We start from the raw sequence: 21,796 nt of genomic DNA, 5'->3' as shown, positions 1-21,796 counted from the left end.
ATGGCCGCCGGACCCGTGGACGAGCGGCTGGCCGCCCTGGAGCTGGTGGACCACCACTGCCACGGCGCCGTCACGGACGACCTGGACCGCGCGGGTTTCGAGTCCCTGCTCACCGAGGGCGAGGCGTGGCCCGGCGTCTCCCCCTTCGACAGCCCCGTCGGTCTCGCCGTGCGCCGCCACTGTGCGCCCCTGCTGGGTCTGCCGCGCCACTCCCCCGCCGACGTGTACCTGGCCCGGCGGTCCGAGCTGGGCGCCGCCGAGGTCAACCGGCGGTTCCTGCGGGCCGCGCACACCGGCGTGTTCTGTGTGGACACGGGGTACGCCCCGCACCGTGTGACGAGTCCGGCCGAGCTGGCCGAGGCCGCGGACGCGAGGGCGTACGAAGTGGTCCGGCTGGAGGGCGTCGCGGAGGCGGTGGCGGCCGCCGGGGTCGAACCGGACGCGTACGCGCGGGCGTTCCGCACGGCCGCGTGGGAGGCGGTACGGCGGCCGGGGGTGGTGGCCGTCAAGTCAGTAGCGGCCTACCGCACCGGGTTCGACCTGGACCCGGCCCGCCCCTCGCCCGCCGAGGTCACCGGGGCTGCCCGGCGCTGGCTCGCGCGCGGCGGCGGCCGGCTCGACGACCCGGTGCTCGTGCGGCACCTGCTGTGGACCGCCGTGGACCTCGGCCGGCCGCTGCAACTCCACACCGGGTTCGGCGACAGCGACATCCGCCTGCACCGGGTGGACCCCGCCCTGCTGACCGACTGGCTGCACCTGACCGCCGGCACCATCCCGGTCCTGCTGCTGCACTGCTGGCCGTACCAGCGCCAGGCCGCCTATCTCTGCGCGGTCTTCGAGCGGGTGTACCTCGACGTGGGGCTCACCCTGCACCACGTCGGCCCCGCGCGGGCGGGCGCGGTCCTCGCGGAGGCGCTGGAGATCACCCCGTTCCGCAAGCTGCTGCACAGCTCCGACGCCTACGGGCCGGCCGAGTTCCACCACCTGGGGGCGCTGGCCTTCCGGCAGGGACTGGCCGGTCTGCTGCAGGAGCGGCTGGACGCCGACGAGCTGTCCCTCGCGGACGCGTTGCGCCTGGCCCGCTGGGTCGGACGGGACAATGCCCGGCGGGTCTACCGGCTGCCCGGCGGTCCGGCGGACGACGGCTGAGCGGCGTGGGACGGGTCACAGTCCCGGAGCGCCGCCCGGGAAGCACGAACGGCTGAAAGTATGATCAAGCGATGTCTGACATGACCGAAACCACGCCGGGCTGGCTCACGAGCGACGAACTCGAAATGGCGCGCGCCCGCATGCCGATCCTCTACGTCGAGGCCGTGCCCGTGCGGGTGGACGACAGCGGCGAAGTCACCAGCGTCGGCCTGCTCCTGCGCATCGGGCCCGACGGGACGGTCAGCCGGACACTGGTCTCCGGGCGCGTGCTGCACCACGAGCGGGTCCGGGACGCCCTGCTGCGCCATCTGGAGAAGGACCTCGGCCCGGTGGCGCTGCCCCGGGTGCCGCCCTCGCTCCAGCCGTTCACGGTGGCCGAGTACTTCCCGACGCACGGTGTCACGCCGTACCACGACCCCCGGCAGCACGCGGTCTCGCTCGCCTACGTCGTGCCGGTGACGGGTGACTGCCGGCCGCGCCAGGACGCGCTGGACCTGGTCTGGTTCGATCCGCGCGAGGCCCTGTCCGAGGCGGTGCGCAGCGAGATGCCGGGCGGGCACGGGGTGCTGCTGAAGCAGGCGCTGGCGCACGTGGGCTGCGTGGGCTGAGCGCTTCCCGGGGCTACTCCTCGCGCGGGTCCCCGTCGCTCAGCTGCGGGTCCAGGTCGTCCCTGAGCAGGCCCCGGGACCCGGTCTGCCCGGTGCGGTAGGCGGAGCGGGCCACCAGGTGGGAGGCGACCGGGCTGGTGAGGAACTGGAAGAAGGCGATGAGCGCGAGGGTGCCCACGTCGGTGCCGTGGCGCAGCCTCAGCGCCACCCCGGTGAGGACGAGGAGCATCCCGAGGGTCTGCGGTTTGGTGGCGGCGTGGCTGCGGGAGAGCACGTCGGGGAAGCGGACCATCCCGATCACACCCAGCAGGCACTGCAGGCAGCCGAGGAGCAGCAGGACGGTCCCGGCCAGGTCGGCGGCCTCGGTCCAGGCGTTCACCGGTGGTCCTGCCTGCCGTCCGGGCGCACGGTGGGCCGGTCGCGCACGGCGATGAAGCGGGCGATGCCCACCGAGCCGGTGAAGCCGAGGAAGGCGAGCACCAGCATCACCGGGAAGTAGAAGGAGTCGCGGTCGTGGGCGGCCTTGACGCCGATGCCGGCGATGATGAGCGCCGCGGCCACGTCCAGGGCGACGGCTCGGTCCAGCATCGAGGGGCCGTACCAGATCCGGTACAGCAGCAGTGCGCCGGCGACGAGGATCATCGCGAGCGAGGCGACGAGCATGGCGTTTTCGACGTCGTGCAGGGTGGTCACGTCGGGGGGTCACCTTCCGGTACGGGACGGGCGGCGTCGGCGATGTCTGCGGCGGTGCCGAAGGCGCGGGCGACGAGTTCCTCCATGCGCCACACCTGCCGCTGGGCGCCCTCGATCTCGCCGGGGTTGCCCGCGTCGAGGACGTGCAGGAACAGGGTGGCCGTCGACCGGCGCACCTCGATGACGGAGCCGCCGGGGACGTTGGAGACGGCGACGGCGGTGGCCGTGAGCATGAGGTCGCTGCGCACCCGCAGCGGGACGGCGACGACCGCGGCGTGGTAGGGGCCCTTGGCGAAGATCTGCCGGGTGACCTCGACGCTGGAGGAGAACATGTCGAACAGCAGGTAGGCCGCGAGGCGCAGCACGCCCAGGGGGCGCAGCCGGAGGCCGATGTCCACGGCGGGCAGCGGGAAGGCCAGGCACAGGCAGACCGCGACGAGGACGCCGTTGACGAGGTTCGCCCAGGACGGGGTGCCCCACAGCAGGATCCAGATGACGGTGAGCCAGCCCACGAGCGGCAGGTCGAGCACGCGCCGGCCGCGGCCGACCCGGAAGGACCAACTGTAGGGGGAACGGTCGCGGAAGAGGTTGCTCACCGGCCGAGCACCGCCTCGATGTAGGGGGTACGGGCGAGGAGTTCGGTGGCGGCGGCCTGGGTGAAGGTGGTGAGGGGGCCACCGAGGACGGTGTAGGACAGGCCCAGGGCGACGGCGGCGCCGGTGGCCACCAGCATGGGCCAGGGCAGGCGCTTGGTGGTGGTGATGGACTGCCCCAGGAAGCCCGCGGAGACGACGGCGCCCGCGGGCACCGGCAGCCCGCTCCCGGACCCGGTCGGCCGCTCCTCCTCGTCGTCGCCGGTGTCGTCGCCCGTGTCGTCGTCCTCGGCCGACTCCAGCACGACGCCCTCCTCCTCGGCCCCGGGTGGCGCGTCGCGCCAGAACGCGAGGTTCCAGACCTTCGCCATGACGTAGAGGGTGAGCAGGCTGGTCGCGGCGGACCCGGCGACGAGTGCCCAGGCCCAGCCGCCGCCGTCGGCGACGCCCGCGCGCATCAGACCGAGCTTGCCGATGAAACCGGACAGCGGCGGGATGCCCGCGAGGTTCATGGCGGGCACGAAGAACAGCACGGCGAGCAGCGGCGTCGTCTTCGCCAGGCCGCCGAGGCGGGTGAGTTCCGTGGTGCCGTCGCGCCGCTCGATGAGTCCGGCGACGAGGAACAGGGTGGTCTGCACGGTGATGTGGTGGGCCACGTACACGATCGCGCCGCTGATCCCGCCGCCGCCCGCGAGGGCGATGCCGAAGACCATGTAGCCGATGTGGCTGATGAGCGTGAAGGACAGCACCCGCTTCAGGTCGGTCTGGGCGACGGCGCCGAGGATGCCGACGACCATGGAGGCGAGTGCCGCGAGCATCAGCAGGTCGCCCAGGCGGTGGCCGGGGAAGAGCAGGGTCTGGGTGCGCAGCATGGAGTACACGCCGACCTTGGTCAGCAGACCGGCGAAGACCGCGGTGACGGGCGCGGGGGCGGTGGGATAGGAGTCGGGCAGCCAGGCCGCGAGCGGGAACACCGCCGCCTTGATCGCGAAGACCGTCAGCAGCATCGCCTCCAGCAGCGTGCGCACCCCGAGCGGCACCTCCTGGAGACGCTCGGCGAGCTGGGCGAGGTTCACGGTGCCCGCGACCGCGTAGGTCATGGCGATGGCGACCAGGAAGAGCACGGAGGAGAACAGCGAGATGATCACGTACGTCGATCCGGCCCGGATGCGGGTCGCGGTGCCGCCGATGGTGAGCAGGACGAAGCTGGCGACGAGCATGATCTCGAAGCCGACGTAGAGGTTGACGAGGTCTCCGGCGAGGAAGGTGCAGGAGACGCCCGCCACGAGGATGAGGTAGGCGGGGTGGAAGACGCCGACCGGCGCCTGGTCGTCGCGGTCGGCCATGCCCTGGCCCAGCGAGTACACGAGGACGAGCAGGGTGACGGCGCTGGAGACGGTGAGCATCAGGCCCGCGAGGCGGTCGGCGACGAGGGTGATGCCGACCGGTGGTGCGAAGTCGCCGAGGTGCACGCTGAGCGGGCCGTGGCGGTCGGCGGCCACCATGAGCACCACGGAGAGCACCAGGACCGCGCCGAGTACGGCGATGCTGATGAAGCGCTGGAACCGGTGCAGCCGGGGCCCGATGGCCAGCTTCAGGCCGGTGACGCACAGGGGCAGCAGGACGGGGAGCGGGACGAGCGCGTTCACCTGGTTCCTTCCGTGCCGGCGCCCTCGGGGTCGTCGGGCTGGTCGGGCGGCGGGTGGCAGGAGTCCTCGCCGGGGAGCGAGTCGGGTTCGCGGCCGGTCTCCTCCGGGTCGTTGGAGGGTCCGGCGACCCGGGCCGGGGCCGGTCCTGGGCGGCCGGCCGCGTCGGTGGAGCCCAGCTCGCGGCCTTCCCGGTAGTCCTCGGGGTCGGCGCCGAGGATGTCGTTCCAGAGGTTCCCGGAGACGTCGTTGGCGCGGGCCTGGTAGGCGCGTTCCTCGCGGACCCGCCGGCGCAGCCGTCGGCGGGCGGCGCGGTAGCGGGCGCGCTGCTCGGCGTCGGCGCCGCCGTCCCCGGCGCGGGCCTCGCGGTAGCGGTCGCGGAGTTCGCCGCGCCGGTCGAGGAACTCGGCGCGCAGGGCGACCAGCCGGTCCTCGGTGTCGTCGCTGATCTCGTCGGAGCCGGTGACCTGGTGGCTGCGGTAGGCCATGGCGAGCAGGAAGGCGGTGGTGGCGAGGGTGATGACGATCGCGGTCAGGGCGATGGCCTGGGGCAGCGGGTCGGTGACGCGGTTGCGGATGATGTGCGGGTAGAGCAGGGGCGCCTCGCCCGCGCTGCCGGTGGCGGCCAGGACCAGCAGGTTGACGCCGTTGCCGAGGACGACGGCGCCGAGCAGGATCCGGGTCAGGGAGCGGGTCAGCAGCAGGGTGGCGCCGACGGCGTTGAGGACGGCGGCGGCCACCAGCAGGGACAGGCTCACGGTCATGCGCGGCCCGCCTCCGGGCGCGGGGCGGCCCGCTCGATCTGGCGGTCGATCCGGGCGCCGAGGGCCCGCACGATGTCCAGGACCACACCGAGCACGAGCAGGTAGACCCCGCAGTCGAAGAGGACGGCGGTGGACAGGTGGGCGTCGCCCCATACGGGCAGGTGGCCGTGCCAGGTCCAGCCGTGCAGCACGGTGCCCTCGCCGAGGCCGCCGAGCGCGACCCCGGTGGACAGGAACAGGCCGAGGCCGGTGAAGACGCCCGGTTTGAAGGGCACGGCGTCGGCGAGTTCGTGCCGGCCGCCGGCGAGGTAGCGGGCGATGAAGGCGACACCCGCGGTCAGGCCCGCGACGAAGCCGCCGCCCGGCAGGTTCTCCGCGCACAGCAGCAGGTAGACGGAGAGGACGAGGACGGGGTGGAAGATGAGGCGGGCGACCACTTCCAGGACGAGGGAGCGGCGCTCGGGGGCGAGGGTGGCGCTGGCGGCGAGCCAGGTCCGCTCGGGTGCGCCCTCGTCGCCGCTGGGCAGGCCCGCCGACTCGTAGCGACTCGCCCGCCAGGCGGTGCGCAGTCCGGCGTGCGGGTGGTCCCCGGGCAGCGGCAGTACGGGCTGTTCGGCGCCGTCGGCGCGGCGGTGCAGGTAGATGAGGCTGGTGACACCGATCGCGGCGGCGGCGAGCACCGCGGACTCCCCCATGGTGTCCCAGGCCCGCAGGTCGACGAGGATCGTCGCGACGACGTCCTTCAGCCCGTGGTGCGCGGTCTCCTCGACCATCGCCGCTCCCGCGCTGTCGGCCCGGCGGTGCCCCGCCATGATCCAGACGACGACGGCGACGGCGGCGCCGCCCGCGAGGGCCACCGGCATCCGCAGCAGGCGCCGCCACCGGCTGAAGTTCTCCTCGAAGCGCACCGGCATCCGGCGCAGCACCAGCACGAAGTCGATCATCGAAACGGTCTCCACGCAGAACTGGGTGAGCGCGAGGTCGGGCGCGCCCTGGGCGACGAAGAGCAGCGCGGTGCCGTATCCGGTGAGGCCGGCGAAGACGACGGCCTTCATCCGGCGCCGCACGCCCAGGCACAGCAGGGCCGCGGCACAGGTCAGCAGCGCGACGGCGGCCTGGGCGGGGTGGTCCCACAGGCGCGGGGCGGGCACGTCGGTCCAGGGTTCGTCCGCGACGAGCACGGCGATCTGTCCGGCGAGGACGACACTCATGGTCGTGACGAGGTACACCGACAGCGAGCCGCGCTGCACGAACCCGGTGCACTGCAGGGCGGTGCGCTCCAGGGCCAGCAGCATCCGTCCGAAGACGAGGTCCGCGGAGCGCCAGGCGAGCCGCTGACCGGCCCGCGCGACGGGGCTCGCGGCGAGGAAGAGCAGGACGCCGCCCGCCCAGGCCGCGCCGGACAGGCCGAGGGCGAGGCCCGCCCCGTGCCACAGCGCCAGGTGGTACGGGTGGGCGGGCGCGGGGAACTGCCCGGCGTAGGTGCCCAGCAGGCCCTGGAGCCAGGACACTCCGGGGCCGAGGACGAGGCAGGCGAGGGCGAGCACGGCGGGCGGTGCGAGGAAGGCGGCCGGGACGGGGTGCGCGGCGGTGTCGGGGAGGCCGGGCTTGCGGGCGAAGGCGCCCCACAGGTAGCGCAGGGTGTACGCGGTGGTCAGGGCGGAGCCGACGACGGCCGCGGCGAGCGCCCAGCGGTCGCCGGTGCTCCCGTCCAGGAGTGCCTGGAAGGCGGCCTCCTTGGCAGTGAAGCCGAGCAGGGGCGGCACGGCGGCCATGGACGCTCCGGCGAGCACGGCGACGGCGCACACGGCGGGCAGCCGGCGGCCGAGTCCGGAGAGCTTGCGCAGGTCGCGGGTGCCGGTGGCGTGGTCGACGATGCCGGTGACCAGGAAGAGCGGCGCCTTGAACAGGGCGTGTCCGAGGATCATGGCGGTGGCGGCGAGGCCGGTGTCGTGGCGGCCCGCGCCGGTGAGGACGGTGAGGAAGCCGAGCTGGCTGACGGTGCCGTAGGCGAGGACGAGTTTCAGATCGTGCAGCCGCAGCGCCCGCCAGCCGCCCAGCAGCATCGTCACCGAGCCGAGGACGAGCAGGAGCGGGCGCCAGGGCGTGACCTCGGCGAAGGCGGGGGCGAGCCGGGCGACGAGGTAGACACCGGCCTTGACCATGGCGGCGGCGTGCAGGTAGGCGCTGACGGGGGTGGGGGCTGCCATGGCGTTGGGCAGCCAGAGGCTGAAGGGCCAGATCGCGGACTTGGACAGGGCGCCGACGAGGATCAGCACGATCGCCGTGGACAGCGCGGCCGACGGGGACGGCGGGTCGGCCAGGATCGCCGAGATGCGGTAGGTGCCCGCCTCGTGCCCCAGGAGCAGGAAGCCGACGAGCATGGTCAGTCCGCCGAGCGCGGTGACGGTGAGGGCCTGCAGGGCGCTGCGCCGGTTCCGCTTGTGGTCGCTGGTCTGGCCGATCAGCAGGTAGGAGAAGACGGTCGTCAGTTCCCAGAAGATGTAGAGCAGGACGAGGTCGTCGGCGAGGACGAGCCCCAGCATGGCCCCGGTGAAGGCGAGGAGGTTTCCGGCGAACCTGCCGAGCTGTCGGGAGCGGTCGTCGAAGTAGGAGGCGCAGTAGACCAGGACGAGGGTGCCCACGCCCGCGGCGAGCAGCACCATGAGTTCGGCGAGGGCGTCCAGCCTCAGCGCCCAGTCGACGTGGTAGGTGGGCAGCCAGCGCCACACGGCGGTGTCGGCGCCGCCCGCGGCCGTCGCGCTCCATCGGGTGGCGGCCCAGGCGGTCGCCGCGGCGGGCGGCAGGGCCAGCACGAGGAAGGCACCGGTTCCGCACCGTCTGACCAGCGGCGCGGCGAACAGCGCGAGCGCGAAGTGGCAGAGGATGAGCGCGGACACCCGACAGTGATATATCGGGCATCTCGCCCGAGCGCCCAGGCACGCCGCAGGGAGAACAATCGAGGGGAGGTTTCGGATCTCTCCGAAACCGCCCCTCGATCAACGACTGTCTCCAGTCGGGACGACAGGATTTGAACCTGCGACCCCTTGACCCCCAGTCAAGTGCGCTACCAAGCTGCGCCACGTCCCGTTGCCCGCCTGACCTGGGGTTTCCCCCGGCCGAACGCGCAGGAAAACCATACCGCACTCGGGCCGGTGGTCGCGCACCGCTTTTCCGGGGCCCGCTCCGCCGGGGCCCGCTCCGGCGGCGTCAGCACTTCTGGGTGCGGGACGGCTCGGCCGAGGCGGCCGCGGTCCCACTCGAGCCCGCCGCGGCCGCGTCCACCCGCACCAGTCCGCGCACCGCCGGTATGAGGAGCAGGGCAGCGCACACGGCGAAGCTGGTCGCACCCGCGACGAGCAGTACGTGGTCGGCACCGAGGGCGGCGGCGGCCGGACCCGCGAGTGCCTGGCCGACCGGCATCATCGCCAGCGAGCCCGCCACGTCGTAGGCGTGGATGCGGTTGAGGACGTCCGGCGGGACCTGGGTCTGCACGCTGGTCGCCCACATCACGCCCCAGAAGGACATGCCGGCCCCGGCGACGGCGGCTCCGGCCGCCATGGCGGGGACGCCGAGCCCGGCGCCGACGCTCGCGGGGAAGGCGGCGAAGCCGACGAGGGCGATCGCGCCGGCCCGGAGCATGCGCACCGGCCGCAGCCGCAGGGCGAGGAGGCCGCCCACGACGGTCCCCGCGCCCAGGGCGGAGTTGACCAGCCCGTAGGCGCGCGGGCCGTGCTCCTGCACCACCTCGGTGGCGACCAGCGGCACGGTCGGGCCCCAGACGGCGATCATGTAGACGCACCAGACGGCTATGACGCTCCACAGCCACCGGCGCGAACGGAACTCCCGCCACCCCTGGACGAGGTCGGCGCGGAAGGCCTTGCTCCCGCGGCCGGACACCGCACGGCTCCCCGGTGCGGGCGGGGGCAGGCGGAGCAGCAGGAGGCACAGGGCGCTGATCGCGTAGGTGGTGGCGTGGGCGGCGAAGACCCCGCCCGGCGAGGCGAAGCCGACCAGGAGGCCGGCCACGGCGGGGCCGGCGAGCTGGGCGGCGGACTCGGCGACGCGTATCGCGCCGTTGGCTCCCTGGACGTCGGAGGCGAGCCGGGGCACCGTGCTGGCCACGCCGGGCTGGAAGACGGCGCCCGCGACGCCGTTGGCGAAGCCGATGGCGCAGATCTGCCAGAGCACGACGTGCCCGGAGAAGAAGAGCGCGGCGGCCAGGGCCTGGGTGCCGAGCCGTACCAGGTCGGCGCCGATCATCAGCTTGCGGGTGCTGAAGCGGTCGGCGAGGACTCCGCCGAAGACGACGAGACCGGCGAAGGCGGCGGCCGTCGCGGCCATGGCGAGGCCGACCGCACCCGCCCCGTACCCGTGCTGGAGCAGGCCGGCGGCGAGAGCGACGGGCAGCATGGTGTCGCCGAGGCGGGCCACGGCCCGGGCGGCGAAGAACAGCGCGAAGTCCCGCGACCAGACGGCTCGAACCGCCGTCGGCCGCAATGACGTACCGGCCATCCCGTGCTCTCCCCTCCCCTTGCGCTTCCCCTGTGCTCCCCTTGCCCTCCCGCGGCACCGTACGTCCGACAGCCGGGACCCCCCTCCGGTCCCGGCTGTCACGCACGTCTTCGGATCATGCCACGGGGCACTGACAACGCCCGACGGGTTTTCAGCTCCCGGGCAGCCCCAGCCGGGGGTGGGCCTCCAGCAGCCGTGTCGGGGCCGCCTGGCGCCAGGAGTCGGCGAGGATGTCGCGCAGCTCGTCCTCGCCCTCCAGGGCGGCGAGCCGGGCCCGCACCCAGGCGAACTGGGCCTCGTGTCCGGCGATCCAGAACTTCTCCGGCTCGGCCAGCACCAGTTCGTCGCGCTCCTCCTTCGGGCAGCGCACCGCGAGGGAGGTCTCGTCCTCGGGCAGCGTCGCGAACATCTTGCCCGCGACCCGGAAGGTGGGCATGTTCCAGGCGGTCTTCTCCGTCGTGTCCGGCAGGGACAGGGCGATACGGCGTACGTCTTCTGCGTCCGGCATGACAGGCACGGTATCCGCCGCCACCGACAATCACCCCGTGACGGCGGGTGCGCCCAGCCGCACGCCGACCTGCTTGAAGTAGAGCGTCGTCGGCCGCAGTTCCCCGCGCGGGTCCGCCGCGTAGTCGGGGATGGTGCCCGCCGGGGTCCACCCGGCGGACCGGTACAAGTGCTCGGCGGGGCTGCCGGTCTCGGTGTCCAGGTGGAGGAGGGTGATTCCGGCCGCCGCGGCCGCGTCCTCGGCGGTGGCCAGCAGCCGGCGGCCCAGGCCCCGGCCGCGGGCGCCGCGGGACACCATGAGCTTGACCAGCTCCGCGCGGTGGCGGCTGTTGGGCTGGTCCGGCAGGGCGAGGCTCACGGTCCCGGTCACCCGGTGCCCGTCCCGTGCCACCCAGACGGCGAGTTGACCGGCGGCGACCGCGGCGGCCCGCCCCTGCCACCAGCGCTCGGCCCGCGCGTGAGTGAGCGGGGCGAGGAAGCCGACGGAGGCGCCGCCCGCGACGGTGTCGGTGAGCAGCGCGGCCAAGCCGTCCAGCAGCGCCGTCACCCCGTGCTCGTCGACCCGGTCCACGTTCACGGCAGCACCACCGCCAGCGCGTAACGGGCACCCTCGGGTCCGGGGCACCGGAACCGCGTCGGCCCCCACACCCGCATCCGCAGGCAGTCACCGGCGGCGAGCTGGTGTTGCACGTCCTGCGCCGTGATCTCCAAGGCCCCTTCCAGGAGCCAGACGTGCTGCTCCAGGCCGGGCACCGGCGGCCGGTCGTAGGCGATGTCGGCGCCCGCCGCGAGCCGTCCCTCGACGAGTTCGCCGCGCAGTCCCGCGTGCGGCGGGGACACCGAGCGGCGTACGAAGCCGGCCGGGCGGTCCTCCCACACGGGTTGCTCGGCGGCCCGCACCAGCAGCGCGGGTTCCGCCTCCACCTCGCTGAGCAGCCGGGACATGGTCCTTCCGTAGACCGCGCACAGGCGGTTCAGTACGGCGGCGGTGGGGCTGGTCTCGGCCCGCTCGGCCCGGGACAGCGAGGACCGGCTCACCCCGCTGCGCTCCGCCAGCTCCCCCAGCGACCAGCCGCGTTCGGCCCGCAGTTCGGCCAGGCGGGCGGCGAGCCGGGCATCCACCGGATCCGCGACGACGTCGTCTTCTCTCATATCCGGGACGTTATCCCGCTGATGAGACGTCCGTGTTACGGGAGGCTCACGCCCGGGCCGCCTCGCCCAGTGCGTCGAGGACCGGGCGGATCAGCGGGTGTTCCTCCGCTCCCCGCCGTACGGCCGCGAAGACCCGGCGGGTGGGCGCCACTCCGTCGACCGGGCGGACGACCACCCCGGTCAGGTCGGTGCCGAGCAGGGCCGAGCGCGGGACGAGCGCCACCCCGGCGTCGGCCGCGGCGAGGGACACCACGGCGCGGAAGTCGTCCGAGGAGTGCTCGAGGCGGGGCTGGAACCCGGCGCTCTCGCAGGCCAGCACGACCACGTCGTGGCAGGGGTTGCCCGGGTAGGGGCCGATCCAGGTGTCCTTGGCCAGCTCGGCGAGCGGCACCTCGTCGGCGCCGGCGAGACGGTGGGCGACCGGGACGACCGCGTCGAAGGGCTCGGCGTACAGCGAGACGTGGGTCAGGCGCGGGTCGTCGGCGGGCGGCGCCCCGCGGTACTCGACGGCGACGGCCACGTCGACCTGCCGGTCGAGGACCATCGGCAGGCTGGCGTCGCCCTCGGCGTCCTGGACGCGGACCCGGATGCCGGGAGCCGAGCCGGCGAGGCGGGCCAGGGCGGGCGCGACGACGAGGGCGATGCCGGTCGCGAAGGAGGCGACCGTGACCGTGCCCGCCTCGCCCGAGTCGTACGCGGCCAGCTCGGCCTCGGCCCGCTCCAGCTGGGCGAGGACGGCGTTGGTGTGGCTGAGCAGGATCTCCCCGGCCGGGGTGAGCCGTACGCCCTTGGCGCCGCGCTCCACCAGGCGGTGCCCGGTCTCCTGCTCCAGCGCGGCGAGCTGCTGGGAGACCGCCGAGGGGGTGAGGTACAGCGCGGCGGCAGCCGCCGTCACGGTGCGGTGGTCCGCCACCGCTCGCAGGATGTGCAGCCGCCGCGCCTCGATCATGGGATCGATTCTCTCAGGTCACCGGGGGTTCAGGCGTCGAGCTGCTCCCGGGCCGCCACGAAGGCGTCCACCGCGCGGTGCACGTCGTCCGTGGAGTGGGCGGCGGACAGCTGGACGCGGATGCGGGCCTTGTCCTGCGGGACGACCGGGTAGGAGAAGCCGATCACGTACACGCCGCGCTCCAGGAGCAGCTCCGCCATGCGGCCCGCCTTCGTCGCGTCGCCGATCATGACGGGCGCGATGGCGTGGTTGCCGGGGAGGATGTCGAAGCCCTCCTCCGTCATCCGGCGGCGGAACAGGGCGGTGTTCTCGGCGAGCCGCACGCGCAGGTCGTCGGCCGACTCCAGCAGGTCGAGCACCTTGAGGGAGGCGGCGGCGATCACCGGGGCGAGGGTGTTGGAGAAGAGGTACGGCCTGGAGCGCTGGCGCAGCAGGGCGACGATCTCGGCGCGGGCGGCGACGTAGCCGCCGGAGGCGCCGCCCAGCGCCTTGCCCAGGGTGCCGGTGATGATGTCGACGCGGTCCATGACGCCGTGCAGCTCGGGGGTGCCGCGACCGCCGGGACCGACGAAGCCGACGGCGTGCGAGTCGTCGACCATGACCATGGCGTCGTAGCGGTCGGCGAGGTCGCAGATCTCGTCGAGCGGGGCGACGTAGCCGTCCATGGAGAAGACGCCGTCGGTGACGATCAGCTTGCGGCGGGCCTCGCCCGCGGCCTTGAGCTGCGCCTCCAGGTCGGCCATGTCGCGGTTGGCGTAGCGGAACCGCCTGGCCTTGGACAGCCGGATGCCGTCGATGATCGAGGCGTGGTTGAGGGCGTCGGAGATCACCGCGTCCTCGGGGCCGAGGAGGGTCTCGAAGACGCCGCCGTTGGCGTCGAAGCAGGAGGAGTAGAGGATCGTGTCCTCCTGGCCGAGGAACGCGGAGAGCCGGGCCTCCAGTTCCTTGTGCACCTCCTGGGTGCCGCAGATGAAGCGCACGGACGCCATGCCGTAGCCCCAGCGGTCCAGCGCCTCGTGGGCGGCGGCGACGACCTCGGGGTGGTCGGCGAGGCCGAGGTAGTTGTTGGCGCAGAAGTTGAGGACCTCGCCGGGGCGGCCGCCCGCGGTGACGTTGACGGTCGCGGACTGCGGGGTGCCGATGACGCGCTCGGGCTTGTGCAGCCCGGCGGCGCGGATCTCGTCGAGGGTGGCGCGCAGGTCGTCGCGCACGGAGTCGAACATCTCAGAAGCTCCTGGAGATACGGGAGTTGCGGGGGTGGCTTACGCGGTCCAGTCGAGGATGACCTTGCCGCCGCGGCCGCTCGCGGCGTCGGCGAACGCGGCCTCGAAGTCGCGGTGGGAGTACCGGCCGGTGATCACCGGGGCGAGGTCGAGGCCGCCTTCGAGCAGCACGGACATGGCGTACCAGGTCTCGAACATCTCGCGGCCGTAGATGCCCTTGACGGTGATCATGGAGGTGACGACGCGGGCCCAGTCGACCGGGAACTCCTCGGCGGGCAGGCCGAGCATGGCGATCCGGCCGCCGTGCGTCATGTTGGCGATCATGTCGCGCATGGCCTCGGGGCGGCCGGACATCTCCAGGCCGATGTCGAAGCCCTCGCGCAGGCCCAGCGCGCGCTGTCCGTCGGCGATGGTGGCGTCCGAGACGTTCAGGGCGAGGCTGACGCCGACCTTGCGGGCGAGGTCCAGCCGCTCCTCGCTCACGTCGGTGATGACGACGTTGCGGGCACCGGCGTGCCGGGCCACGGCGGCGGCCATCAGGCCGATCGGTCCGGCGCCGGTGATGAGGACGTCCTCGCCGACCAGCGGGAAGGACAGGGCGGTGTGCACGGCGTTGCCGAACGGGTCGAAGATCGCGGCGACGTCGAGGTCGACGGGGACGCGGTGCACCCAGACGTTGGTGGCGGGCAGGGCCACGTACTCGGCGAACGCCCCGTCCCGGCCGACGCCGAGGCCGACGGTGGCGCGGCACAGGTGGCGCCGGCCGGCCAGGCAGTTGCGGCACTTCCCGCAGACCAGGTGGCCCTCGCCGCTGACGCGGTCGCCGGGCTTGATGTCGGTGACGTCGCGGCCGGTCTCGACGACCTCGCCGACGAACTCGTGGCCGACGACGAGCGGGGTGCGGATGGCCTGCTGCGCCCAGCCGTCCCAGGCCCGGATGTGCAGGTCGGTGCCGCAGATGCCGGTGCGCAGCACCTTGATGAGGACGTCACCGGGCCCGATGGTGGGCTCCGGGACGTCCGCGAGCCACAGCCCGGGCTCCGCCTTCTCCTTGACCAGCGCCTTCAACGCTACGGCTCCTGACGGGGGTGAGGTCCCGGCGGTGGGCATGCCGAAGCGGCCCGCGTCCGGGGAGGGGAGGGGAATCGCACAGCAATCTGCCGTACGACACCGTCCCCGGTCCATCGAGCCTTTCTTAAGCCCGGCCGCAGCTTTGCTTCACGCGCCCGGCGAGGATCCGCGTACGCCCGGCGAGGGCCTGCCGCCGCTCACAGCGGGAGCCCGTCCTCCGCGCTGCGTTCGATGCGCCGTACGAGGTCGGCCGCCGTCGTCTTGATCGTGGCCAGGCCCGCGGTCCCCCAGGTCCGGGGCTGTACGTCCGCGGCGGACACGGTGCCCAGCACCGTCCCGGTGCTGTCGATGAGCGGGGCGCCCAGGTAGGAGCGGATGCCGAACGCGTCGACGACGGGGTTGCCCGCGAAGCGCGGGTAGTCGCGCACGTCCTCCAGGACCAGCGCCTTGCGCCGGACCACCACGTGGGGGCAGAAGCCGTGGTCCCGGGGCTGGACCCGCCCGAACTCGGGGCTGGTCCCGTCGCCCCGCGTCACCGGCGGGACCTCCGGCACCCGCAGGCCGGCGAAGAACTGCCCGCCCTCCACCAGGAAGTTGACCATCGCGTACGGCGCCTCTGCGAGGCCGGCGAGGTGGGCGGCGAAGGCGTCGAGGGCCGGGTCGGCGCGTTCCGCCAGGCCGAGCAGGCGCAGCCGCCGTACCCGGCTGGGTGCCTCCCGGTCCTCGGGGGTGAGCAGCAGACGTCCGGCCGGGCGCGGCGGGTCGTAGCTCATGGGCGGACTCCGGCGCCGGACCCCGACGTCGGGGCCGGGGTGTGGGCGATGAGGTGGCGTACGAGGGTGAGCAGCGTCTGTACGCCGGAGCTGGAGATCCGGGCGTCGCAGCGCACGATCGGGATCTCCGGGTGCAGGTCCATGGCCGCGCGCACCTCCTCGGGGTCGTAGCGGTAGGAACCGTCGAACTCGTTGATCGCGACGACGAAGCCGAGTCCGCGTTCCTCGAAGAAGTCGACGGCGGCGAAGGACTCCTCCAGGCGGCGGGTGTCGGCGATGATCACCGCCCCGAGCGCCCCCTCGCACAGCTCGTCCCACATGAACCAGAAGCGTTCCTGGCCGGGTGTCCCGAACAGGTACAGGACGTGTTCGGGGTCGAGGGTGAGGCGGCCGAAGTCCATGGCCACGGTCGTTTCGAGCTTGTTCTCGATTCCGTCGAGGTTGTCGGTCGCGGCGCTGACCGTGGTGAGCAGTTCCTCCGTGCTCAGCGGCGCGATCTCGCTGACCGCGCCGACGAAGGTCGTCTTGCCGACGCCGAATCCGCCCGCCACGAGGATCTTCAGGGCGGTGGGGAACGGGTCGGCGCCTTCGCCGTGTGTGTGGTCAGAGCTGTCGTCGTAGTCCATCGAGCACTGCCTCCAGAAGGGCCCGGTCCGTGGGGTGGTGGTGGAACGCGGCGGGGGGTTTGGTGGTCAGCGCCCCGCAGTCGACGAGGTCCGAGAGCAGCACCTTGGTGACCGCCACCGGAAGCCGCAGATGGGCGGCGAGTTCGGCGACCGGGAGGGGCGCGCGGCACAGGTCGAGTGCCTGCGTGTGCTCGGGTCCGAGGTAGCCGAGGGGGGTCGCCCCGGTGGCCATGACCTGGGACATCAGGTCGAGCGCGACGGTGGGCCGGGTACGGCCGTTGCTGACGGTGAAAGGGCGCACCAGCCGTCCGGCGGCGTCGTCGAGCCAGGGCCCGTCGCCGGCCGCGGCCACCGTCAAGGCCTCATCGCCGGGGGTTCGACGGCGTGCTGCCGGGGCGCGGTGATCAGGTAGGGGCGGACGCTCTTGACCAGCATCGCCATCTCGTATCCGAGGACGGCCGCGTCGGCCTCGCGGCCGGCCAGCACCGCGAGGCAGGTGCCGGAGCCGGCGGTGGTGACGAAGAGCAGGGTCGAGTCGAGTTCGACGACGACCTGCCGCACGTCCCCGCCGTCGCCGAAGCGGACGCCGGCGCTGCGGCCGAGGGAGTACAGGCCGGAGGCCAGGGCCGCCATGTGGTCGGCGCTGTCGGCGTCGAGTCCGTGCACGGACTTCACGAGCCCGTCGGCGGACAGGAGCACCGCGCTGCTGGTGTGCGGCACGCGCTGGACGAGACCGCTCATCAGCCAGTCGAGGTCGGACACTTGGCCGGTCGGCGCATCGCTCGCCATGGTGGATCGACTCCTTGGGGTACGAAGGTCTGCGGGAGCGCGGGTCGTGGGGGTGGGGGTGGGTGTGGGTGTGGTCATGGGGGGGTGGTCGTCCGGGTGGAGGTGGAGGTGGTCGTGCCGAGGGTCATTCGGGTGCCGCACCCGGATCGCCGTGGGTCGGTGCCAGGGGCGCGGGTTCGGTGTGCTGCTGGGCCTCCGCGAGGCCGACGCCGCGCTGGAAGGCCGCCATCAGGCCCGGGTCGTGCCCGGTGTACTGCTCGGGTTCCTGGCGGGGCGCGGGGCCGCCGCGCAACTGGGGCACGATGTGCTCCTGGGCACGGCGGCGCGGCAGTTGGGGCTTCCCCATGGTGCCGCGCACCGCGCTGTGCCGCGGCACGGGCGGGGTGTTCGCGTGTTCGGCGAGGACGCCCCGGTCCTCGGGCCGTACCCCGGGCACGGCGGCGGCCGGGGTGGCACGGTTCCGGTGCGTGCCGCGCACGGGCAGCGGCACGGGTTCGCCGGCGGTCCCGCGGGCCGCGACCGGACCGGGCGCCTCGGAAGCGGGAGCGGAGGCGGGCGGGGGTGGGGCGGGAGCCGGGATCACCGGCGCCGGTGCGGCCGGAGCGGGTGTGTCGAAGGCCGGTGCGTCGAAGGCCGGTGCGTCGAAGGCCGGTGCGCCGAAGTCCCGTGCGTCCGGGGACGGTACGTGCACCGTGGCGGACACGTCCGGGCCCTGCGGCGCCGCGGGCGACACGGCCCGCAGCTGCTGCCGGGGCGACGCCACGGTCACCGGTCGGGCACCGGTGACCTGGGCCGGGTGGGCGCCACCCCCGGGGAGCGTGCCCGGCTCCGTGCCCAACAGCGCCTGCGGCACGACCAGGACGGCCTGGACCCCGCCGTAGATGTTGGTCTGCAACCGCACGGTGATCCCGTGCCGCTTGGCGAGCTGGGAGACGACGAACAGTCCGATGCGCCCGTCCGCGAGCAGGCGGGCGACGTTGACCTGGTCGGGGTCGGCGAGCAGGGCGTTCATCCGGTCCTGCTCGCCGACGGGCATGCCCAGTCCGCGGTCCTCGACCTCGACGGCGAGGCCCGAGGTGACGAGGTTGGCGCGCATCAGCACCTGGGTCTGCGGGGCGGAGAACAGGGTGGCGTTCTCGACGAGTTCGGCCAGCAGGTGGATGACGTCGGCGACCGCGTGGCCGCGCAGGGTGCCGTCGATCGGTGGGACCAGCCGGACCCGGGAGTACTGCTCGACCTCGGCGATGGCCGAGCGCAGCACCTCGGTCATGTCGACCGGGTTGCTCCACTGGCGGCGGGAGACGGCACCGCCGAGCACGGCGAGGTTCTCGGCGTGGCGCCGGATGCGGGTGGCGAGGTGGTCGACGTGGAAGAGGCCCTTGAGGAGGTCGGGGTCCTCGATCTCGTTCTCCAGCTCGTCCAGGATGGAGATCTCCCGGTGCACCAGGGACTGCAGGCGCCGCGCGAGGTTGACGAAGACCTCCAGCTTCTGTTCGCTGCCCGCCTGGCTGGAGAGCTGGGCGGCCCGGACGACGGCGGTGACGGCGCCGTCGTGGGCGCGGGAGAGGTCGGCGGCGAGCAGTTCGAAGTCGTCGGCGTCGTCCGGCGGTCCGCCGCGCGGTGTGCGCGGGGTCGGGGACTCGCCCCGGCGCAACGCCTCCACGACGGCGCGCAGGTCGCCCTCCTGGCGCGCGGTGCCGCGGCGCAGTGCGCCGACGCGGTCGTGCACGGACCGCGCGGCGCGGTCGGCGGCGACTGCGGCGATGACGACGGCGGCGACGGTCACCGAGACCGCCCCGGCGAGTACGGCCCACAGGACGGGGCCGGGCCGGGTGCCGGTGGACCGGACGGTGAACAGGACGACCGCGCAGCCGCTGAGGGCGACCGCGACCGGTGGCAGGACGGCGAGCCTCAGGAGTTGGGGCCGTATGTGGGTCTCGGGCAGCGCGGTGGTGGTACGTGGGGCCGGCCGGCCGTGCCGTCCGCCCTCGCGGCGGTCTGCTCGCGCGGCCGGGGCGCGGAGGTTAGACATCGGTGTCCTCGTACTGGTCCGTGTACTGGTCCGTCGGCCCTACGTCGCCCGACGGACACTGACAGTAGTCGGCCACCCCTCATGTGCGGTGGGCAGTTGCCAAAGTCCCTCGGACAACGTCCCGCTCTGGTATGAGGCCTCGTACGACAGACCGATAAGCCGGATACGCAACCGTTCCGGCACGACGGAGAACCGGTCGGACTCGATCAGAAACGGTCACTGTCGGTGACGGGCGACGGGGGGCACGGAGCCCGAGCGGGGCCGCAGCAGGCCGGGCGTGGTCCACAGCCAGAGCCCGAACGCCCCCTCGACGTGCCGCCAGTTCCTGCGCAGGGCGAGCCAGACGGTGGCCGTCACGGCGACTTCGTCCCGGGAGACGGAGTTGTACCTGCGGGGCGCACATACGTGCACGATGTCCAGATTCTCGTCGGCCGCGATGCGGCCCCGGCGAGTATCGACGAACCCATTGACGCCCTCACGCCCCCGTGAAACAAGTATATGGATTTTGTATCTTCGACTCGCTGGGGGACCGATGACCGACACCGCCCCGGACGCCGCACCCCGTGCCACGACGTTCACGACCCGCTCCCCGGCGACCGGCGAACCTCTCGCCGAGCATCCGGTCGACGGCCCCGAGGAGGTCGCCCGGGCGGTGGCGCGGGCCCGGCGGGTGCAGGCGGGGTGGGCCGCGCTGCCCGCGGCCCGGCGCCGGGAGCAACTGCTGCGCTGGAAGCGGGTGCTCGCCCGCGAGCTGGGCACCGTCGCCCGGACCGTCGCCGAGGAGACCGGCAAACCGGCCGGTGACGCCGAGCTGGAGGTCGTCCTCACCCTGGAGCACCTGGGGTGGGCCGCGCGCAACGCCGACCGCGTGCTGCGCCGGCGGCGGGTGCGCACCGGGCTGTTCACGGTCCACCAACGGGCCTCGCTGGTGCACCGGCCGCTGGGGGTGGTCGGCGTGATCGGCCCGTGGAACTACCCCTGCTACACCCCGATGGGCTCCGTCGGGTACGCCCTGGCAGCCGGGAACGCGGTGGTCCTCAAACCGTCCGAACTGACCCCGGGCACCGGTCTCCTGCTCGCCGCACTCTTCGACGAGGCCGTGCCCGCGCACGCCGGGCTGCTCACCACCGTCACCGGCGCCGCGGCCACCGGGGCGGCGCTGGCCCGCTCCGGGGTCGACAAGCTCGCGTTCACCGGGTCGCCCGGGACCGCGCGCGAGGTGATGGCGGTCTGCGCCGAGACGCTGACCCCGTTCCTCGCCGAGTGCGGCGGCAAGGACGCCGTGATCGTCACCGCGGACGCGGACCTGGACGCCGCCGCCGAGGCGATCGTGTGGGGCGCGTTCGGCAACGCCGGGCAGACCTGCGCGGGAGTGGAGCGCGTCTACGCCGTGCACGAGATCCACGAGGCGCTGTGTGAACGGGTGGTGCGGCGCGCCGCTGAGCTGCGGCCGGGCTCCGACGGGGACGCGCACTACGGTCCGATGACCCTGCCGGGCCAGCTCGAGACCGTGCGGCGGCAGGTGACCGAGGCGGTGTCGTCGGGCGCGCGGGCCCTGCTGGGCGGCCCCGAGTCGGTCCGGGCGCCCTACGTCGCGCCCGTCGTCCTGACCGGTGCGCCGACCGACTCGGCGGCGATGACGGAGGAGACCTTCGGCCCGGTCGTCACTGTCGACTCGGTGGCCGACGTGGACGAGGCGGTGGCCCGCGCCAACGACTCCCGGTACGCCCTGGGGGCCGCGGTGTTCTGCGGCAGCCGGCGCACCGGGGCCGCGATCGCGGCGCGGCTGCGTGCGGGGGCGGTGTCGGTGAACTCGGTGCTGGGCTTCGCGGCCGTGCCGGCGCTGCCGTTCGGCGGTTCGCGGGACTCCGGGTTCGGGCGGATCCACGGCGCGGAGGGGCTGCGGGCGTTCACGGCGGTGCAGTCGACGACCGTGCAGCGGTTCGCCCCGCCGATCGGGCTGACCTCCTTCGAGGTGCCGCCCGCCGCCCGGGAGCGGGCGGTGCGGCTGGCCCGGGCGCTGCACCTGCGGCACTGAACCGCCGTTCGGTGCACGGCCGTTCAGGCGTTGAGGAGGGGGGCCAGGTAGCGACGGGCGAAGGCGCGGGCCTGGTCCTCGTCGTCCATCTCGATGCAGCTGGCGGGGTTGAGCAGGAAGGAGACGGCCACCCGCACCATCAGTTCGGCGACGGGCCGCGGATCGTCGCCGGGCCGGCCCTCGGCCTGCTGCGCCCGGCGCAGGTGGCCCGTCAGGTAGTCGACGGTGGCGGCGAGCGAGGACCCGCCGTGCACGGTCAGGTACGGCAGCACCACCTCGGGCTCCAGCCGCAGCAGGCCTCCGAAGAGGGGGTGGGCGCGGGTGTGGCGCAGGGCGACCACGAACCCCTCGACGACCCGTTCCTCCATGGTCGGCAGTGCGGCCACCGCCTGGTCCAGTCGCTGGAAGAACCGGCTGTTCTCGCGCAGCAGGGTCTGCTCGACCAGCGTGTCCTTGGTCCCGAAGCGCCGGTAGACGGTGACGCGGGAGACGCCGGCCCGTTTGGCGACGTCGTCCATGGAGGAACGGCGCAGGCCGAAGACGGTGAACTGCTCCAGCGCCGCGTCCAGGATGCGTCGCGCCGTCGGGTCCTCCGTCTCGGTCTTCGCGGCCGTGGTCACGAAGCGGCACCTCCGTCCCGGGCGATTGAGAAACAACCACCACCACTT

Annotated in this window: 23 protein-coding genes and 1 tRNA gene; 3 read left to right on the top strand and 21 right to left on the bottom strand. The window is 73.6% G+C overall.

All coding sequences use genetic code 11. The annotated features are described in order from the left end of the window. Both ACZ7MF_RS10285 and ACZ7MF_RS10280 read left to right on the top strand, forming a co-directional pair. Window positions 1-1,149, top strand: a complete 1,149-nt coding sequence (locus ACZ7MF_RS10285; protein WP_471475706.1) for an amidohydrolase family protein — start codon at window positions 1-3, stop codon at window positions 1,147-1,149. Between the two features lie 80 nt (window positions 1,150-1,229). Next, on the top strand, window positions 1,230-1,757 hold the full coding sequence (locus ACZ7MF_RS10280) for an NUDIX hydrolase family protein (RefSeq protein ID WP_030870383.1): 528 nt from the start codon (window positions 1,230-1,232) through the stop codon (window positions 1,755-1,757). 13 nt (window positions 1,758-1,770) lie between these two features. Here the strand turns inward: ACZ7MF_RS10280 and mnhG are convergent, their stop codons facing one another. The 20 genes from mnhG to ACZ7MF_RS10180 all read right to left on the bottom strand — a co-directional run bounded on the left by mnhG (window position 1,771) and on the right by ACZ7MF_RS10180 (window position 19,447). After that, on the bottom strand, window positions 1,771-2,136 hold the full coding sequence (gene mnhG / locus ACZ7MF_RS10275) for a monovalent cation/H(+) antiporter subunit G (RefSeq protein WP_471475705.1): 366 nt from the start codon (window positions 2,134-2,136) through the stop codon (window positions 1,771-1,773). Beyond that, complete coding sequence (locus ACZ7MF_RS10270; protein ID WP_471477213.1) at window positions 2,133-2,420, bottom strand: MrpF/PhaF family protein; 288 nt, start codon at window positions 2,418-2,420, stop codon at window positions 2,133-2,135. Before ACZ7MF_RS10270 ends, mnhG begins: the two co-directional genes overlap by 4 nt. 26 nt (window positions 2,421-2,446) lie before the next feature. Continuing rightward, complete coding sequence (locus ACZ7MF_RS10265; RefSeq protein ID WP_471475704.1) at window positions 2,447-3,046, bottom strand: Na+/H+ antiporter subunit E; 600 nt, start codon at window positions 3,044-3,046, stop codon at window positions 2,447-2,449. Continuing rightward, entirely contained in the window at window positions 3,043-4,692 is a 1,650-nt protein-coding gene (locus tag ACZ7MF_RS10260; protein ID WP_471475702.1) for a Na+/H+ antiporter subunit D, read from the bottom strand. Before ACZ7MF_RS10260 ends, ACZ7MF_RS10265 begins: the two co-directional genes overlap by 4 nt. Next, complete coding sequence (locus tag ACZ7MF_RS10255) at window positions 4,689-5,453, bottom strand: Na(+)/H(+) antiporter subunit C (RefSeq protein WP_356866566.1); 765 nt, start codon at window positions 5,451-5,453, stop codon at window positions 4,689-4,691. The genes ACZ7MF_RS10260 and ACZ7MF_RS10255 overlap by 4 nt, the downstream gene beginning before the upstream one ends. Next, the gene (locus tag ACZ7MF_RS10250; protein ID WP_471475701.1) at window positions 5,450-8,353 is read right to left on the bottom strand and encodes a Na+/H+ antiporter subunit A; all 2,904 of its coding nucleotides are present in this window, start codon (window positions 8,351-8,353) and stop codon (window positions 5,450-5,452) included. Before ACZ7MF_RS10250 ends, ACZ7MF_RS10255 begins: the two co-directional genes overlap by 4 nt. 116 nt (window positions 8,354-8,469) lie before the next feature. Continuing rightward, window positions 8,470-8,543 (bottom strand) — tRNA-Pro (locus ACZ7MF_RS10245). 120 nt (window positions 8,544-8,663) lie between these two features. Beyond that, window positions 8,664-9,968, bottom strand: a complete 1,305-nt coding sequence (locus tag ACZ7MF_RS10240) for an MFS transporter (RefSeq protein ID WP_471475700.1) — start codon at window positions 9,966-9,968, stop codon at window positions 8,664-8,666. Window positions 9,969-10,119: 151 nt separating this feature from the next. Next, complete coding sequence (locus ACZ7MF_RS10235; protein WP_471475699.1) at window positions 10,120-10,476, bottom strand: MmcQ/YjbR family DNA-binding protein; 357 nt, start codon at window positions 10,474-10,476, stop codon at window positions 10,120-10,122. Window positions 10,477-10,506: 30 nt separating this feature from the next. Continuing rightward, on the bottom strand, window positions 10,507-11,052 hold the full coding sequence (locus tag ACZ7MF_RS10230) for a GNAT family N-acetyltransferase (RefSeq protein ID WP_471475698.1): 546 nt from the start codon (window positions 11,050-11,052) through the stop codon (window positions 10,507-10,509). Further along, window positions 11,049-11,627: a helix-turn-helix domain-containing protein gene (locus tag ACZ7MF_RS10225; RefSeq protein ID WP_471475697.1), complete on the bottom strand. Its 579-nt coding sequence runs from the start codon at window positions 11,625-11,627 to the stop codon at window positions 11,049-11,051. Before ACZ7MF_RS10225 ends, ACZ7MF_RS10230 begins: the two co-directional genes overlap by 4 nt. A gap of 46 nt (window positions 11,628-11,673) precedes the next feature. Further along, entirely contained in the window at window positions 11,674-12,576 is a 903-nt protein-coding gene (locus tag ACZ7MF_RS10220; RefSeq protein WP_471475695.1) for a LysR family transcriptional regulator, read from the bottom strand. A gap of 29 nt (window positions 12,577-12,605) precedes the next feature. Continuing rightward, on the bottom strand, window positions 12,606-13,799 hold the full coding sequence (locus ACZ7MF_RS10215; protein WP_471475694.1) for a glycine C-acetyltransferase: 1,194 nt from the start codon (window positions 13,797-13,799) through the stop codon (window positions 12,606-12,608). A gap of 39 nt (window positions 13,800-13,838) precedes the next feature. Next, a complete protein-coding gene (gene tdh, locus ACZ7MF_RS10210; protein WP_471475693.1) occupies window positions 13,839-14,867 on the bottom strand; it encodes an L-threonine 3-dehydrogenase in 1,029 nt (342 codons plus the stop codon). A 200-nt stretch (window positions 14,868-15,067) separates the two neighbouring features. Then, the gene (locus tag ACZ7MF_RS10205; RefSeq protein WP_356866583.1) at window positions 15,068-15,643 is read right to left on the bottom strand and encodes a GAF domain-containing protein; all 576 of its coding nucleotides are present in this window, start codon (window positions 15,641-15,643) and stop codon (window positions 15,068-15,070) included. Beyond that, a complete protein-coding gene (locus ACZ7MF_RS10200; protein ID WP_016327875.1) occupies window positions 15,640-16,269 on the bottom strand; it encodes a GTP-binding protein in 630 nt (209 codons plus the stop codon). The genes ACZ7MF_RS10205 and ACZ7MF_RS10200 overlap by 4 nt, the downstream gene beginning before the upstream one ends. Further along, on the bottom strand, window positions 16,247-16,621 hold the full coding sequence (locus tag ACZ7MF_RS10195) for a DUF742 domain-containing protein (protein ID WP_003972202.1): 375 nt from the start codon (window positions 16,619-16,621) through the stop codon (window positions 16,247-16,249). Before ACZ7MF_RS10195 ends, ACZ7MF_RS10200 begins: the two co-directional genes overlap by 23 nt. 2 nt (window positions 16,622-16,623) lie before the next feature. Continuing rightward, window positions 16,624-17,058, bottom strand: a complete 435-nt coding sequence (locus ACZ7MF_RS10190) for a roadblock/LC7 domain-containing protein (protein WP_356866585.1) — start codon at window positions 17,056-17,058, stop codon at window positions 16,624-16,626. Between the two features lie 124 nt (window positions 17,059-17,182). Next, on the bottom strand, window positions 17,183-19,090 hold the full coding sequence (locus ACZ7MF_RS10185) for a sensor histidine kinase (RefSeq protein WP_471475691.1): 1,908 nt from the start codon (window positions 19,088-19,090) through the stop codon (window positions 17,183-17,185). A gap of 216 nt (window positions 19,091-19,306) precedes the next feature. Next, window positions 19,307-19,447, bottom strand: coding sequence for a hypothetical protein (locus ACZ7MF_RS10180; RefSeq protein WP_471475689.1), 141 nt, complete (start codon window positions 19,445-19,447; stop codon window positions 19,307-19,309). 175 nt (window positions 19,448-19,622) lie between these two features. Between ACZ7MF_RS10180 and ACZ7MF_RS10175 the strand changes: the two genes are divergently transcribed. Then, window positions 19,623-21,128, top strand: a complete 1,506-nt coding sequence (locus tag ACZ7MF_RS10175; protein ID WP_471475688.1) for an aldehyde dehydrogenase family protein — start codon at window positions 19,623-19,625, stop codon at window positions 21,126-21,128. A gap of 23 nt (window positions 21,129-21,151) precedes the next feature. Here ACZ7MF_RS10175 and ACZ7MF_RS10170 read toward each other — a convergent pair whose 3' ends face one another. Beyond that, the gene (locus ACZ7MF_RS10170; RefSeq protein WP_159325902.1) at window positions 21,152-21,748 is read right to left on the bottom strand and encodes a TetR/AcrR family transcriptional regulator; all 597 of its coding nucleotides are present in this window, start codon (window positions 21,746-21,748) and stop codon (window positions 21,152-21,154) included. Window positions 21,749-21,796: the final 48 nt, after the last annotated feature.

The organism is Streptomyces sp. NPDC111628 (genome assembly GCF_055635195.1).
This window is presented reverse-complemented; position numbering and strand designations above follow the sequence as displayed.

Coding starts and splice junctions, on each gene's coding strand:
- ACZ7MF_RS10285 (WP_471475706.1), top strand. CDS start 1: ATGGCCGCCGGACCCGTGGACGAGCGGCTGGCCGCCCTGGAGCTGGTG.
- ACZ7MF_RS10280 (WP_030870383.1), top strand. CDS start 1,230: ATGACCGAAACCACGCCGGGCTGGCTCACGAGCGACGAACTCGAAATG.
- ACZ7MF_RS10270 (WP_471477213.1), bottom strand. CDS start 2,420: ATGCTCGTCGCCTCGCTCGCGATGATCCTCGTCGCCGGCGCACTGCTG.
- ACZ7MF_RS10255 (WP_356866566.1), bottom strand. CDS start 5,453: ATGACCGTGAGCCTGTCCCTGCTGGTGGCCGCCGCCGTCCTCAACGCC.
- ACZ7MF_RS10240 (WP_471475700.1), bottom strand. CDS start 9,968: ATGGCCGGTACGTCATTGCGGCCGACGGCGGTTCGAGCCGTCTGGTCG.
- ACZ7MF_RS10235 (WP_471475699.1), bottom strand. CDS start 10,476: ATGCCGGACGCAGAAGACGTACGCCGTATCGCCCTGTCCCTGCCGGAC.
- ACZ7MF_RS10225 (WP_471475697.1), bottom strand. CDS start 11,627: ATGAGAGAAGACGACGTCGTCGCGGATCCGGTGGATGCCCGGCTCGCC.
- ACZ7MF_RS10220 (WP_471475695.1), bottom strand. CDS start 12,576: ATGATCGAGGCGCGGCGGCTGCACATCCTGCGAGCGGTGGCGGACCAC.
- ACZ7MF_RS10215 (WP_471475694.1), bottom strand. CDS start 13,799: ATGTTCGACTCCGTGCGCGACGACCTGCGCGCCACCCTCGACGAGATC.
- ACZ7MF_RS10205 (WP_356866583.1), bottom strand. CDS start 15,643: ATGAGCTACGACCCGCCGCGCCCGGCCGGACGTCTGCTGCTCACCCCC.
- ACZ7MF_RS10200 (WP_016327875.1), bottom strand. CDS start 16,269: ATGGACTACGACGACAGCTCTGACCACACACACGGCGAAGGCGCCGAC.
- ACZ7MF_RS10190 (WP_356866585.1), bottom strand. CDS start 17,058: ATGGCGAGCGATGCGCCGACCGGCCAAGTGTCCGACCTCGACTGGCTG.
- ACZ7MF_RS10185 (WP_471475691.1), bottom strand. CDS start 19,090: ATGTCTAACCTCCGCGCCCCGGCCGCGCGAGCAGACCGCCGCGAGGGC.
- ACZ7MF_RS10175 (WP_471475688.1), top strand. CDS start 19,623: ATGACCGACACCGCCCCGGACGCCGCACCCCGTGCCACGACGTTCACG.